At 68.7% G+C, this 14406-nt stretch carries 13 protein-coding genes; 10 read left to right on the forward strand and 3 right to left on the reverse strand.

Annotated elements, in window-relative coordinates:
* Window positions 1–2: 2 nt before the first annotated feature.
* Together CFB49_RS18545 and CFB49_RS18550 are read right to left on the reverse strand one after the other, a co-directional pair.
* The gene (locus CFB49_RS18545; protein ID WP_089491994.1) at window positions 3–1586 is read right to left on the reverse strand and encodes a flavin-containing monooxygenase; all 1584 of its coding nucleotides are present in this window, start codon (window positions 1584–1586) and stop codon (window positions 3–5) included.
* Window positions 1583–2485, reverse strand: coding sequence for an SDR family NAD(P)-dependent oxidoreductase (locus CFB49_RS18550; protein ID WP_089491995.1), 903 nt, complete (start codon window positions 2483–2485; stop codon window positions 1583–1585). Before CFB49_RS18550 ends, CFB49_RS18545 begins: the two co-directional genes overlap by 4 nt.
* Window positions 2486–2573: 88 nt before the next feature.
* Here CFB49_RS18550 and CFB49_RS18555 point away from each other — a divergent pair, with 88 nt between their 5' ends.
* From CFB49_RS18555 to CFB49_RS18565, 3 genes are all read left to right on the forward strand, one after another.
* On the forward strand, window positions 2574–3233 hold the full coding sequence (locus CFB49_RS18555) for a TetR/AcrR family transcriptional regulator (RefSeq protein WP_089491996.1): 660 nt from the start codon (window positions 2574–2576) through the stop codon (window positions 3231–3233).
* Window positions 3234–3326: 93 nt separating this feature from the next.
* A complete protein-coding gene (locus CFB49_RS18560) occupies window positions 3327–3599 on the forward strand; it encodes a type II toxin-antitoxin system Phd/YefM family antitoxin (protein WP_069617249.1) in 273 nt (90 codons plus the stop codon).
* The gene (locus CFB49_RS18565) at window positions 3596–3925 is read left to right on the forward strand and encodes a type II toxin-antitoxin system RelE/ParE family toxin (RefSeq protein ID WP_089436056.1); all 330 of its coding nucleotides are present in this window, start codon (window positions 3596–3598) and stop codon (window positions 3923–3925) included. The genes CFB49_RS18560 and CFB49_RS18565 overlap by 4 nt, the downstream gene beginning before the upstream one ends.
* Before the next feature lie 31 nt (window positions 3926–3956).
* Here the strand turns inward: CFB49_RS18565 and CFB49_RS18570 are convergent, their stop codons facing one another.
* The gene (locus tag CFB49_RS18570) at window positions 3957–4898 is read right to left on the reverse strand and encodes a LysR family transcriptional regulator (protein ID WP_089491997.1); all 942 of its coding nucleotides are present in this window, start codon (window positions 4896–4898) and stop codon (window positions 3957–3959) included.
* A 126-nt stretch (window positions 4899–5024) separates the two neighbouring features.
* Here CFB49_RS18570 and CFB49_RS18575 point away from each other — a divergent pair, with 126 nt between their 5' ends.
* The 7 genes from CFB49_RS18575 (at window position 5025) to CFB49_RS18610 (ending at window position 14401) form a co-directional block, all read left to right on the forward strand.
* The gene (locus CFB49_RS18575; RefSeq protein ID WP_023475046.1) at window positions 5025–5669 is read left to right on the forward strand and encodes a glutathione S-transferase family protein; all 645 of its coding nucleotides are present in this window, start codon (window positions 5025–5027) and stop codon (window positions 5667–5669) included.
* Between the two features lie 35 nt (window positions 5670–5704).
* Entirely contained in the window at window positions 5705–7768 is a 2064-nt protein-coding gene (locus CFB49_RS18580) for a pyridoxamine 5'-phosphate oxidase family protein (RefSeq protein ID WP_089491998.1), read from the forward strand.
* 120 nt (window positions 7769–7888) lie between these two features.
* Window positions 7889–8092, forward strand: coding sequence for a DUF2970 domain-containing protein (locus CFB49_RS18585; RefSeq protein ID WP_050014477.1), 204 nt, complete (start codon window positions 7889–7891; stop codon window positions 8090–8092).
* A gap of 618 nt (window positions 8093–8710) precedes the next feature.
* Window positions 8711–10942 carry a TonB-dependent siderophore receptor gene (locus tag CFB49_RS18595; RefSeq protein WP_089491999.1) on the forward strand — a complete coding sequence of 744 codons (2232 nt, stop codon included), beginning with the start codon at window positions 8711–8713 and terminating at the stop codon, window positions 10940–10942.
* Between the two features lie 59 nt (window positions 10943–11001).
* Window positions 11002–11634, forward strand: a complete 633-nt coding sequence (gene pnuC, locus CFB49_RS18600; RefSeq protein WP_069617254.1) for a nicotinamide riboside transporter PnuC — start codon at window positions 11002–11004, stop codon at window positions 11632–11634.
* Window positions 11635–11666: 32 nt separating this feature from the next.
* The gene (locus tag CFB49_RS18605; RefSeq protein ID WP_089492000.1) at window positions 11667–12857 is read left to right on the forward strand and encodes a phosphotransferase enzyme family protein; all 1191 of its coding nucleotides are present in this window, start codon (window positions 11667–11669) and stop codon (window positions 12855–12857) included.
* Window positions 12858–13099: 242 nt separating this feature from the next.
* The gene (locus CFB49_RS18610; RefSeq protein ID WP_089492001.1) at window positions 13100–14401 is read left to right on the forward strand and encodes a TolC family protein; all 1302 of its coding nucleotides are present in this window, start codon (window positions 13100–13102) and stop codon (window positions 14399–14401) included.
* Window positions 14402–14406: the final 5 nt, after the last annotated feature.

A 14406-nucleotide genomic window follows, 5' to 3' on the forward strand; every position in this document is an offset into this window, starting at 1 on the left:
CCTCAGCGGGTGTCGAGTGCGGGTTCGGCTGCCGGCGCGGCGGCGGCCGGGCCGGTTCGGGCGCGGCGCTCGAAATGCATCGCGGAATCGGCGAGCGCGCTGAACTTCAGCGACGCGAGATCGAGCACGTAGTTCTGGTGAAATTTCCACGGCTTGCGGTGCCCCTGCTTCGGCAGGATGCCGGCCGCGCGCTGGATGTAGCCCGAGCTCAGGTTGACGGCCGGCACGTCGCCGAACTCGCCCGCGCCGAGCCGCGGCACGCATGTGTCGTACCCGTTCGCGCGCATGTGGTTGAGCAGCCGGCACACGTAGCGCGCGATCAGCTCGGCCTTCAGCGTCCACGATGCATTCGTGTAGCCGAACGACGACGCGAGGTTCGGCACGTCGCTGTACATCATCCCCTTGTACGACACCGTTTCCGGCAAATCGACCGCGCGGCCGTCGACCGTCACGCGCGCGCCGCCGAGCATCTTCACCTTCAGCCCGGTCGCGGTGACGATCACATCCGCGTCGAGCTGCTGGCCGCTCTTCAGCGCGAGTCCGGTCGGCGTGAAGCGCTCGATTTCGTCGGTGACGATCGATGCGCGGCCCGCGCGGATCGCCTTGAACAGGTCGCCGTTCGGCACGAGGCACACGCGCTGGTCCCACGGCATGTAGCGCGGCGTCAGGTGCTTCGCGACGTCGAAGTCGGGGCCGAGCTGCCTGCTGGCCGCGCGGATGATGAATTGCTTCGTCCGGTCGGGCTTGCGGCGCGACACGTTGTACAGGTACATCGTCAGCAGCACGTTCTTCACGCGCACGAGCCGGTGCGCGAGCCGCGACGGCAGCACGCGGCGCAGCGCGTTCGCGATCTTGTCGCGCGCGGGCAGCGACACGATGTAGGTCGGCGAGCGCTGCAGCATCGTCACGTGCCGCGCGTCGGCCGCCATCGACGGCACCAGCGTGACGGCCGTCGCGCCGCTGCCGATCACGACCACGCGCCGGTTCGCGTACGACAGGTCCTTCGGCCAGTGCTGCGGATGCACGAGCTTGCCCTTGAACGCGTCCATGCCTGGCCAGTCGGGCAGGTAGCCGGCGTCGTAATCGTAGTAGCCGCTGCACATGAACAGGAAGCGACAGGTGTAGACGAGCGTGTCGGTCGCGCCGTCCCGCGTGCGCTCGACGCGGACCGTCCAGCGCGCGCGGTTCGAATCCCAGTCGGCCGCGACGACCTTCCGGCCGTAGCGGATCATCTTGTCGATGCCGTAGGTGCGCGCGGTGTCGCGGATGTAGTCGAGGATCGTCTGCCCGTCGGAGATCGCCTTGTCGCTGTGCCACGGACGGAAGCTGTAGCCGAGCGTGAACATGTCGGAATCCGAACGAACGCCCGGATAGCGGAACAGGTCCCAGGTGCCGCCGATCGCGTCGCGCGCCTCGACGATCGCCACGCTCGCATGCGGGCAGCGCTGCTTCAGGTGATACGCGGCGCCGATGCCGGACAGGCCGGCGCCGACGATCAGCACGTCGAGGTCGCGGTGATCGTCACCGGCGTGGCGGGCGTCGGCGGCGGGCGGCGCGTCGTGCCGGTCGGTCGTCGTCGAGATCATGCGGGGTCCTGGGTCGGCGTGGTCGGGCGCGCGGCCGGAGCGTGCGCGCGTTCGAGGTTGCGTGCGCGGGCGCGGCGTACGTGGCGCAGCATCAGCCACTGGTAACCGGCGCCGAGCAGCCGCGCGATCCGGTCGAGCCGGCGCGCGTCGGCACCGACCAGCACGCGGCGCGCATTGCGTTCGACACCCGCGAGGATCTGCCGCGCGGCTTCGTCGGGCGTCGTCGCGTTGATCAGGCGGTTCGCCTGGCGGCGATGGGTCGCTTCGTCCTGGCCCGTCAGCGCGTGGATGCTGGTGTCGACGCGGCCCGCGTCGACGATGTTCGTCGCGACGCCGCCCGGATGCACACAGGTTGCGCTCACCGGCGCGCCGTCGAGTTCGAGCTCCATCCGCAGCGCCTCGGTGAAGCCGCGCACCGCGAACTTGGTCGCGTTGTACGCGCTTTGCGTCGGCATCGCGACGAGCCCGAACAGGCTCGACGTGTTGACGACGTGGCCGTCGCCCGACGCGCGCAGATGCGGCAGGAACGCCTGCGTGCCGTGCACGACGCCCCAGAAATTGATGCCGACGATCCATTCGAGATCGGCAAGACGTGCGGTTTCGGCGCTGGCGGCCAGCGACACACCCGCATTGTTGAAGATCAGGTTGGCCTTGCCGTGCTCGGCCCGAACGAAATCGGCCCACGCGAACACCGCGTCGCGGTCGGCGACGTCGAGCCGCCGTGTGCTCACACGCACGCCGTGCCGCGCGCAGATGGCCGCCGTGCCGGCGAGCCCGACATCGTCGACGTCGGCGAGCGCGACCTCGCAGCCGCGCCGCGCCAGTTCGACCGCGAGGCTGCGGCCCATGCCCGAACCGGCGCCCGTGACCGCGGCGACCTTGCCGGAAAATCCCTTCATCCGTCGTTCCTCCCGTTCCGCTTGCGCTGTACCGGCGGCGCATCTATTGTGGTGTTGGTCGTCACCACTTTAGTTTTCGGGTGTCCTGATGTCAAATAGCGGAATGGAGAAAGCACTCGAAACGGAAAAAAAGGGGCGGTCGTATGGCGGCGTGGCGCCGGAGGTGCGGGCCGCCGAGCGGCGCGACGCACTGATCCGCGCGGCGACGCGCGTGTTCGGCACGGTGGGTTTTCGCAAGGCGACCGTGCGGTCGATCTGCCAGGAAGCGAAGCTGAACGACCGCTATTTCTATGCGGCGTTCGACAGCACCGAGGATTTGTTGCGCTGCACCTACCTGCATCACGCGCAGCAATTGCATGACGCGGTCGCGCAGGCGGTCGCCGCGCGCGGCGGCGATTTGCGCGAGCGCGTCGACGCGGGACTCGCCGCGTTCTTCGCGTTTCTGCGCGACCCGTGCGCGGCGCGCGTCTTGCTGCTCGAGGTGATGGGCGTGAGCGCGGATACCGACATGACGTATCAGCGCATGCTGATCGACTTCGGCAAGCTGATCATGGCGATCGGCGCGCCGCGCGAGGCCGCGACGCCGGCAGAGCGCACCGAGCAGCGGCTGATCGGGCTCGCGCTGGTGGGCGCGATGACGAACGTCGGCGCGGCGTGGCTACTCACGGAATATCGCGATCCGGAGGCGCAGATGATCGCGAGTTGCAGGAAGGTGTTGTTGGGGACGTTGGGGGAAGCGGGTGGGTAAGGACGCGGTGATCGGTCGACTATCCTCGCCTGATCAAGACCGAATTCAGACTATAATCGGTCTCATCCGGTGCCCGGCCAAAGGACGCATTCCATGAAATTCTCCACTCAAGTCAAACCGATCAGCTATCTCAAGAGTCACGCGGCCGAGATCGTCAAGGACATCTCGGAGAGCCGCGAGCCGATGCTCATCACCCAGAACGGCGAGGCGAAGCTCGTCGTCATGGACGTCAAGTCGTATGAGGAGCATGAAGAGACACTCGCGCTGCTGAAATTGCTTGCGCTGGGCAACCGCGAGATCGACCAAGGTCACTTTCGTCCTGTCGAGGATGTTTTCGCCGACCTCGACAAGGATGATGATCAATGACGTTACGCGTTGTCGTTCTTCGTTCGGCGGAAGAAGATCTGAAGACGTTGAAGCGTTATCTCCTGTCGAATTTCGGTTCGGAAACCTGGCAGGCGAGCTATGGCCAGATCAAGGATGCCATCGCGTCGCTTCGTGCCTTTCCTGCTCAGGGCCGGATTCCCGACGAGCTCGCGCATATCAACCTCAGTCAGTATCGCGAAGTCGTTGCCGGAATGAATCGCATCATTTACGACGTGCGCGGCGACACGATCCATGTGCATATCGTGTGCGATACGCGTAGGGATTTGAAGTCGTTGCTCATGAGACGGCTCATGCAGGCGTATTGAACGCGGACCTCTGCCTTTCTCCGTTTTTTTGCTATTTCGAACGTGAGCGTCTCTTCGTGGGCGCGATCGGCGTTTCCCCGAGCTTCCCCTTCATCGCCTCGATGAACGCCCGCACCTTCGGCGAAGGCAGCCGCGTCGACGGATACACCGCATGGATCCCGGCCGGCGCCGTATGCCAGCCCGGCAGCAGCCGCACGAGCCGGCCGGCCGCGACGTCGTCCGCGGTCGAGAAATCCGTCAGCAGCCCGAAGCCGCCGCCCGCGAGCACGATCGCGCGGCACGCGGTCGCGGTGTTCGACACGACCGGCGCGACGCAGTGCACCGATGCGCTACCGCCCCGCACGTTGACGAGTTCGAGCGTATGCGGGCGCGGCAGCGACGACAACATCACGAACGGCAGCGCGGCGAGCGCATCGGGATCGCGCGGCAGCCCGTGCCGCGCGACGAACGCCGCGCTCGCGACCAGCCATTTCTCGTAGGTGCCGAGCTGCACCGCGCGATAGTTGGAATCGGCGAGACGGCCGATGCGGATCGCGACGTCGAGGTTGTCCGCGACGAGATCGACGACGCGGTCGTTCGCGACGAGTTCGACGGCGAGCGCCGGATGCCGGTCGCGCAGCGCGACGACGGCCGGCGCGACCACCAGCGCGCCATAGTCGATCGGCACGCTCACGCGCAGCGTGCCGCGCAGCGGTCCGGCGTCGGACGACACCGCGTCGAGCGCGGCTTCGGTGGCGCGCACGATATCGCGGCACGCGTCGTAGAACACGCGGCCGGCATCGGTCACGCTTAGCCGCCGCGTCGTGCGCACCAGCAGGTTCGCGCCGACCTCGGATTCGAGACGCTGCATGTGCGTGCTGACGACCGTCTTCGCGAGGCCGAGCCGCTCGGCGGCCGCCGTCAGCGAGCCGGCGTCGACCACCGCGACGAAGATCGCCAGCCGGTTCAGGTTCACGTCGCGCAGATCGGCCATCGTCGATTGTCCTATGAAAGCGGAGAATGTTTCCACGATTATCCGTCTTCCGGTGACGAACGGCGAGCGCTACGCTGGAGTCGTTCGTCGCCGATTCCCGGCGGCGCGAGATTCCGGAGTGTTTCCATGTCTGCCGCCAGCAAGCCCGCCTCGCCGATCCGCGTCTATTCGTTCCTGCTGTCCGGGCACGCGCACCGTGTCCGGTTGTTCCTGTCGCTGCTCGGGTTGCCGTCGAAGACCATCGACGTCGATCTCGCGGCCGGCGCGCAGCGCGAACCGGCGTTCCTCGCGTTGAATCCGCTCGGGCAGGTGCCGGTGATCGACGACGGCGGTACCGTGATCGCCGATTCGAACGCGATCCTCGTGTATCTCGCGAAGCGCTACGGCGACGCGCACTGGCTGCCCGACGATCCGGTCGGCGCGGCCGTCGTGCAGCGCTGGCTGTCGTACGCGGCCGGCCCGATCGCATCGGGCCCCGCGGCCGCGCGGCTCGTGACCGTGTTCGGCGCGCAGCTCGACCCGGAAGCGGCCAAGCGCACGGCCGCGAAGGTGCTCGACGTGATCGATCGCGAGCTGGCCGGCAAGCCGTTCGCGGCCGGCGCGCAGCCGACGATCGCGGACATCGCCGCGTACACGTACATCGCGCACGCGCCGGAAGGCGGCGTGTCGCTCGAACCGTATCCGCACGTGCGTGCTTGGCTGGCCCGTATCGAGGCGCTGCCGGGCTTCGTCGCGATGCCGACGACGCGCGCGGGCCTGCTCGCCGCTTGACGCTCACTGCCACCGCGCCTGTTCAGGAGAACGCGATGAATGCGCCGACCGCCGTCGTACCGGGCTGGGAACTCGATACCGCGCCGTTTCACGCGGGCGAGCTTGCCGTGCAGCAGCGCGCAGGCGTGACGGACGCGGCGGGCGCGGCCGGCCGGCGCGGAATCCGGCGCTTCATGCCGGATCAGCACCGGACGTTTTTCGCGCAACTGCCGTTCTTCGTGCTCGGCGGCGTCGATGCAAGCGGGCAGCCGTGGGCGACGCTGCGGGTCGGTGCGCCGGGTTTCGTCACGTCGCCGGATGCACGCACGCTGCGCATCGCGGCGCGCGCGCTGCCGGGCGATCCGCTGGCCGGCGCGTGGCAGGCGGGCGCACCGCTCGGCGGGCTCGGCATCGAATTCGATACGCGACGGCGCAATCGCGTGAACGGCGTCGTGCGCTCGGCCGACGGCGATGCGCTGACGATCGCGGTCGAGCAGAGCTTTGGCAATTGTGCGAAGTACATCCAGGGCCGCAAGCCGACTTTCATCGCGCGGGACGTCGGGGCGTCCGTCGCGCCGGACGTATCGGATGCGCTGAGCGACACGGACCGCGCGCTGCTCGCGCAGGCCGATACGTTCTTCGTCGCGAGTGCGAACACGTCGGCGGACGCGGGCGCGGCGCGCGGCGCGGACGTGTCGCATCGCGGCGGGATGCCGGGCTTCGTGCGCGTCGACGATGCGCGCACGCTGACGACGCCCGATTTCAGCGGCAACCGGTTCTTCAATACGCTGGGCAACCTGCAGCACGATCCGCGCGCGGGGCTGCTGTTCGTCGATTTCGACAGCGGCGATGTGCTGTATGTCGCCGCGCACGCGGAGATCGTGTGGGACGGCCCGGTCGTCGCGTCGTTCGACGGCGCGCAGCGCGTCGTGCGTTTCCACGTGCGGGAAGTGCGGCGCATGCGGGCGGTGCTGCCGTTCCGGTGGTCGGCGGTCGAGCGCGCGCCGCAGTTCGCGGCGATGGCGGCGTCGTCGGGTGGCGCGGCGACAACGGCCGGATCTGCGCCGTCCGCGGCCGCGCCGGCATCGGCGCCCGCATGGCGGTCGCTGCGGATCGCGAAGATCGTCGACGAAGCGCGCGCGGTCCGGTCGTTCCATTTCGAACCGGCGGACGGCGGCGCATTGCCGGCCTACGAAGCCGGTCAGCACCTGACGTTGCGCATCGCGCTGCCGGGCAGCGACGCGCCGACGATGCACAGCTACACGCTGTCCGACGCGCCGGGCGGCGCACACTACCGGATCACCGTGAAGCGCGAAGGACGCGTATCGGCGTGGCTGCACGATCACGCGCAGGCCGGCATGACGCTCGACGCGCAGATGCCGCGCGGCCGCTTCACGTTCGATCTCGCAAGTCCGCGCCCGGCCGTGCTGGTGTCGGCCGGCATCGGCATCACGCCGATGGTCGCGATGCTGCGCCGGGCACTGGCCGACGACACGCCGTCGCGTCGCGTCGTGTTCGTGCACGGCGCACGCGAAGCGGCCGACCGGCCATTCGCCGCGGAACTGGTGCGCATCGCGGCCACCGATGCACGCGTGTCGCTTCACTGGTTCGACAGTCATCCTCACGAAGGCTCAGTTGCGCGGGCCGGCCGCATCGACATCGGGCAATTGAAGCGGGTCCTTTCATTCGACGATTACGATTTCTATTTGTGCGGGCCGTCAGCATTCATGCGCGACCTGTACGACGGGCTGCGCGCGCTGAACGTGCCGGACGAGCGCATCCGGTTCGAGGCGTTCGGGCCGTCGAGTGTCTCGCGCAGTGCGGCCCGGGCAACTGCCCCGCCCGCGACGGAAAGCGTGCCCGTCGTGTTCCGGCGCACGGCGCGCGAAGCCGCGTGGACGCCCGCCGACGGCACGCTGCTCGAATTCGCGGAAGGGCAGCGCGTGGCCGTGCCGTCCGAATGCCGCTCCGGGTCGTGCGGCACGTGCGCGACGCGCGTGCTGTCCGGCGCGGTCGACTACGAGCAAATGCCCGATGCGCCGGTCGAACCCGGCTGCGCGCTGCTGTGTGTCGCGCGACCCGCGCAAGGGGCCACGGCGCCACTCGTGCTCGACCGCTGACGCACCTGCGGCATGCGGCCGCAGATGGCCTGCTGCGCGAAAAGCATGCGCAACTGCTTCTTTTTTCGGATGCCGTCCGGATCGACGATAGCGTCAACCGATTCGATAAAGGAGCCCATCATGAAACTGCTCGGCATGGTTCGCCTGGTCCTGTGGAGTTTTTTCGGCGTACGCAACAGCAAGGCGCACGCGAACGATCTCGCCAACGCCAACTTCACGCTGCTGCCGTTCGTGGCGCTTCTGCTTGCGCTGCTGGTCGGCGCGGTCATTTACGGCGTCGTGCATCTGGTCGTCGATCCGACCGTGACGATGCAGGGCTTCTGAGCGAACAGCCGGTGAACCGGTAGCGGGCCGCCATTCCCGCTCCGGTTTGCGGTTGCCCGACCGGCGCACGATGACGCCGGTTTCAGCGTCGGCACGCGCCGCGGGAATCGCGACCGAATCGCCACCGTTGTCGCGCCGCCCGAACCGCCTGCGCCCGTTCCCGCCTTCCCCGTTTCCCGTTCCGCCCGATTCGGCGGCCCTTCGCCCCGCCCGGGGTAAAATGCGCGCCACGCCGCGATGTCGCGCGCGACGGACAGGCCGCCGTTCCGATGAACGGCCGGCGCGACTGTCCGCCGCCCGAACCGGGGCGTTCGAAGCGTCCCCCGCATGACACGACCGCGTGACGCAGCCGCCGCCCGACAGGCACCCGGCGAATCCGTCGGCCGCTGCATCGGCTTCCGGCGCGTCATCCGAATCCGATGTCCCATCCTGCGTTGTTCCGACCGGCCGGCCCGCTTGCACGCCGCAGGGTCTGGTTCGTCCGATGAATATCGTGTCGACGGAACGTGTCCGGCGACGGGCGCGGCGGCGTTCGCGGGCGCGCGCTTCGCAGCTTCCTAACGGGTTTTCGGGTTTCGGGTTTCGACAGGTCGAATGGCGAGTTTTCCATCCAGAACAATGACGGTGAATAGAACAACAGCGGCACGCGCACGGCGGCGGCGCGCGAAGGTCGGGCTCGGTGTCGGTCTCGGCGTCACGCTTTTCGCGGCGCACGCTGCCGCGGCTCAGGGCGACACGGCCGCACCGGGCGCCGACGCGGCCGGCAACGCGACGCTGCCCGCGATCACGGTGAGCGGCGAGCGCGGCCACGCGTTGCGCGCGCGCGAAGCGTCGGTCGCGGGGCTCGACGACGCGCCGCTGCGCGACACGCCGGCGTCGGTGAACGTCATCACGCGCGCGCTGATCGACGATCAGCAGGCGAAGCGGCTGAGCGACGTCGTGCGCAACGATGCGTCGGTCGTCAACGACTATGCGCCGGTCGGCTATTTCGAGGGCTTCGCGATTCGCGGCTTTCCGGTCGATCTCGCGAGCGCGATCCGGATCGACGGGCTGACGGTATCCGGCGAGCAGAACGTGCCGCTCGAGAACAAGGAACGCGTCGAGATCCTGAAGGGGCTCGCGGGCATCGATAGCGGCGTCGTCGCGCCGGGCGGCGTGATCAACTTCGTGACCAAGCGCTCCGCGAACGTCGCGAGCGTCACGGGCGGCGTCGACAGCCGCGGCTCGACGTCGGCGGCCGTCGATCTCGGCCGCCGCTTCGGTCCGGACAATCAGTTCGGTTTCCGGATCAACGCGGCGAAGGAGAACATGCACTCGTATATCGACGGCACGAACGGACGGCGCACGTTCGGCTCGATCGCCGCCGACTGGGACATCAGCCCCCGCGCGAGCCTGCAGCTGAACGCGGAATTCCAGCAGTGGATCCAGCGTTCCGCGCCTGGCTACCAGTTGCTGGGCGGCACGGTCGTGCCGTCGGTGAAGACCACGTCGAAGGCGCTCGGCACGCAGCCGTGGGCGAAGCCGGTGACGACCGATGCGTTGAACCTGAACGCGCGTTTCGACTACCAGTTCAACGACGACTGGAAGGCCTATATCGCCGTGGGTCGCAGCCGCACGATGATCGACGACAACAGCGCGTTCGCGTACGGCTGCTCGTACGCGGCAAGCTGCGCGGCCGGCGCGACGTCGCCGTTCTTCTTCGGCGCGAACGGCGACTACGACGTGTACGACTTCCGCAGCCCCGGCGAATACCGGCGCAACGACGATCTGCGCGCGGTCACGACCGGCAAGTTCGCGACGGGGCCGCTGCGGCACGAACTGACGCTCGGCGTGAGCGTGCAGCGCCGCGTCGTGCACATGGCCGACGCCGTGTACGACTACGTGGGCAGCGAGAATATCTACGGGCCGGACCTGACCTTCCCGCCGTCACCCAATGCGCCGGGGCCGTCGTATCCGCGCCTCGACGCATGGCAGTACGGCGTGTTCGGGCTCGACCGCATCAGCATCGGCGAACACTGGCAGGTGCTCGCGGGCGGCAAGGAAGTGTTGCTGCGCCAGCGTAGCTGGAGCAGCCTCGACGGCGAGACGACGCATACCGACCGCTCGGTGTTCCTGCCGCAGGTCGCGCTCGTCTACAAGCCGGTGAACGTGCTGTCGCTGTATGCGTCGTACAGCAAGGCGCTGTCGCTCGGCGACCAGGCGCCCGTGCGCGCGACCAACGCGTATGCGTTCCTGCCGCCCGTCGAATCGCACCAGATCGAGGTCGGCGCGAAATACGACTGGCTCGACCGGCTGAGCCTGACGGCCGCCGTGTTCTCGATCAGCAAGCCGTTCCAGTTCGCCGACCCGGACGCGTCGGGCACGTCCTACACGTTCGTGCAGCGCGGCATGCAGCGGCACCAGGGGATCGAACTCGGCGCGGCCGGGCGCGTGACCGAGCGGCTGGGCCTCACGGCCAGCGTCGCGGCGATTCGCGCCCGCGCGGTCGATTCGGGCTCGCCCGCCTACGAAGGACATCAGGTCATCAACGTGCCCGCGTTGCGCGCGTCGCTGTACGCGGACTACGCGGTGCCGGGCGTCGCAGGCCTGAACGTGCTCGGCGGCGTCGAGTACAGCGCCGCACGCAACGCGAACGAGGAAGGCACCGCGCGCGTGCCGTCGTGGTTCGTATTCAATCTCGGCGCGCGCTATACGACGAAGATCGGCGGCCATCGTACGGTGTTGCGCGTGTCGGTGGACAATCTGTTCAACAAGTTCTACTGGCGCGACGCAGGCGAGCAGCAGGGCGATGCGTACCTGTTCCCCGGTGCGCCGCGCACCGCGCGCGTATCGTTGACCTATGATTTCTGACCGACCGGAAGCGGCCGCGTGACGCGCGGCTCCGGCAGCCCACCAGGAGAGCACAGACGATGTCCCCACTCGAAATCGCCGGCGTGATCGTCAGCGCGCTCGCGATCTGGCTGACCGCGAAGCGGCGCATGCTGTGCTGGCCGGTCGGCCTCGCGTCGGTCGCGCTGTACGGCTGGATCTTCTTCGACGCGAAGCTGTACTCGGACATGCTGCTGCAGGGCGCGTTCGCGGTGCTGCAGGTGTACGGCTGGCAGCGCTGGCTCGCGCAGCGCGCGAGCGAGGCAGGCGGCGACGCGGCGCCGGCCGGCGATGTCGCGCCTGTCACCGGCGTGCGGCCACTCACGATGCTGCCCGACCTGATCGCGGCGGTCATCGGCAGCGCGCTGCTCGGCGGGATGATGGCGCGCTGGACCGATGCGGCGCTGCCGTTCGTCGATGCGTCGCTGACCGCGTTCAGCCTCGTCGCGCAATACTGGACCGCACGGCGCTACATCGCGTCGTGGGGACTGTGGATCGTCGTGAATGTGGTGTACGTCGGGATGTTCGTGTTCAAGGAACTGTATCTGACGGCCGGACTCTATGCGCTGTTCATCGGGCTGGCCGTCGTCGGCTGGCGCGACTGGAGCCGGACGGCCGCCGCGTTGCGGGCGGCATCGGGCGGCCCGCTCGCTTCGGGTGGCGGTACACGCTGATTCACGGATTCAACTACGGAGCAACGCCGTTCATGTCATTCCCCCTCGAGCCGGACGGCCCCCTGTCGCGCGACGTCGCGCCGCCGCAATTCGGCGTGGACGGCGAGCAGGCCGAACGCGACTGGCCGCTGATCACGCACGACGAAGTGGCGGCCGTGCTCGCGCGGATCGACGGCGTGGGCGAGCCGGTGCGGCTGACGTGGCACAGCCCGCGGCAGTTCGCGGCCGCCGTGCTCGTGCGAATGGCGGACGGGCGCGGGTTGTTCGTCAAGCGACATCACGCAAGCCTGCGCGATGTCGCGGGGCTCGAGGAAGAGCATCGTTTCATCGCGCATCTGCGCGAACGCGGGATGCCGGTGGTGGACGTGCTGGCCGATCGTCACGGTGCGACCGCGTTTGCTTCCGGCGAGTGGACGTACGAGGTGCACGTGCTCGCGCCGGGCGTCGATCCGTATCGCGGCGTGATGTCGTGGCAGCCGTTCACGCATGCTTCTCATGCGTATGCGGCCGGCCGCGCGCTGGCCGAACTGCATCGCGCGTCGGCCGGCTACGATGCGCCCGCGCGGCCCGTGCACACGCTGTTGTCGAGTTTTCGCGTGCTGTCGTCCGCCGATCTGGCGGGCGCGCTCGAACGCTGGGTCGATGCGCAGCCGCTGCTCGTGCGCGCGCTGGGCTCGCGTGACTGGCGCGGTGATGTGGCCGACGCGATCGGCCCGTTTCACGCGCGTCTCGTGCCGCTGCTGCCCACGTTGACGCCGCTGTGGACGCACGGCGACTGGCATGCGTCGAACCTGCTGTGGACCGATGCGGGGCCCGGCGCGCAGGTACGTACCGTGCTCGATTTCGGCTTGTCGGACCGCACTTGCGCGGTGATGGACCTTGCGCTGGCGATCGAGCGCAATACGGTCGACTGGATGGCGCCGGCCGATGCACGGCGCGTGGAATACGACCAGATCGACGCGCTGCTCGATGGCTATGAATCCCTCGAACCGCTGAGCGACGACGCATACGCGGCGCTCGTCGCGCTGCTGCCGATCGTGCATACGGAGTTCGCGCTGTCGGAAGTCGCGTATTTCGGCTGCATCATCGATGCGCCGGCGATTGTGGACATTGCGTACGACGGCTATCTGATCGGGCACGCGCGCTGGTTCGGCGAACGCGACGGGCGGCAGTTGCTGGACTGGCTCGTGCAGCGGCGGCGGGGGAAGCAGCGCATCACCTGATTCACGCGCGGGGCGTATGGCCGGCACGTCTCGAATCTCCGAACTTCTGCATTCTTTCGTGCGGCCATCGTGCCGCGCGCTCACCGAATCTTCCTGATTGTCGAAAGGGACGCCGTTCCCCCAAGGGCACCGCACATCGGCGTACGGTTGCGCCCAACATGACGGAAATATCATCTTCGCCTCATGTTCGCACTGCGGCCGGTCCGTAGCATCGGTCGCGAACCGTTACCGCAGAACCGAACATGCTCAAGCTCAACCTCGTCGCGGCCATCGTCTTCGCGATGGCCGCGACGGCTCATGCGCAGCCCTCGCTGTCGCCGGCTCCGGCTACCGCCGCCGCGCCGATCGGCGCATCGCCATCCGACACATTTCCGGCATCGTCACTGACGCTGTCCGATGCGCTCGCGGTCGCAGCCCGGAACAATCCGGCACTGCGCGGCGCGCGCGCGGACGTCGATGCATCGCTCGGCGCGCTGATGCAGGCCGGCGCGCGGCCAAACCCCGAAGTGTCGTTCCTGCAGGAAGGTTTCAGCCGCGCGGAACGCACGTCGACCGCGCTGATCAACCAGACCATCGAACTGGGCGGCAAGCGCCGCGCGCGGCTCGACGTCGCGTCCTACGGCCGCGAGGCAGCCAACGCGTCGTTCGACGACCAGGGCGCGGCCGTACGCGCCGACGTGATCGCCGCGTTCTACGGGCTGCTCGCCGCACAGCGCCAGCTTCAGGTGACCGAGGAATCGGCCGCGATCGCCGCGCGCTCGGCGGATCTCGCCGGACGCCGCGCGCAGGCCGGCAAGGTGTCGCCGGTCGAGGCGACCAAGGCGCAGGTGGCGGCGGCCGGCGTGCAGATCGAAGTCGTGACCGCGCGCGGCCGTGTCGACGTCGCGCGCGAAAAACTGAACGCGGTGATGGGCGAGGCGCGCAACGACCGGCTTGCGGTGCTAGGCGACCTGGAAACCGTGCCGTCAGTCGAGCCGCTGTCCGCGCTGACCGCACAGCTCGACGATGCTCCGCTCGCGCGGGCCGCGCGAGCCGAGATGCTGCGCTCGAACGCGGCCGTGTCGCTCGAACGCGCGCGGCGCATGCCGGACGTAACCGTCAGTGCGGGCGTAAAGCGCGTGACCACGGGCGGCGTGCCCGACAACCAGGCCGTGGTCGGCGTGTCGATCCCGATTCCGCTGTTCGACACGAACAAGGGCGCGTTGCTCGAGGCGACGCACAAGGCTACGCGCGCGAACGCCGACCTCGATCGCGAACGCACGCGCCTGCGGCTGGAACTGACGCGGGCATACGCGAATTTCGAGGGGGCCGAGCAGGAAGCGCAGCGGCTGAAGTCCGACATCCTGCCGGCCGCGCGCCTCGCGCTCGATGCGATGTCGCGCGGCTACGAACTCGGGAAGTTCAGTTTCCTCGACGTGCTCGACGCGCAGCGCACGCTGTTCCAGGGGCAGTCGCAATACGTGCGTGCGCTCGCCGACGCTCATGCGGCCCGCGCCGACATCGGCCGGCTCGTCGGCACGCCGCTCGCGGCCGTCGCGCCATAAGCGCC

The sequence above is a fragment of the Burkholderia sp. AU17457 genome (assembly GCF_002223255.1).
Taxonomy (GTDB): Bacteria; Pseudomonadota; Gammaproteobacteria; order Burkholderiales; family Burkholderiaceae; genus Burkholderia; species Burkholderia sola.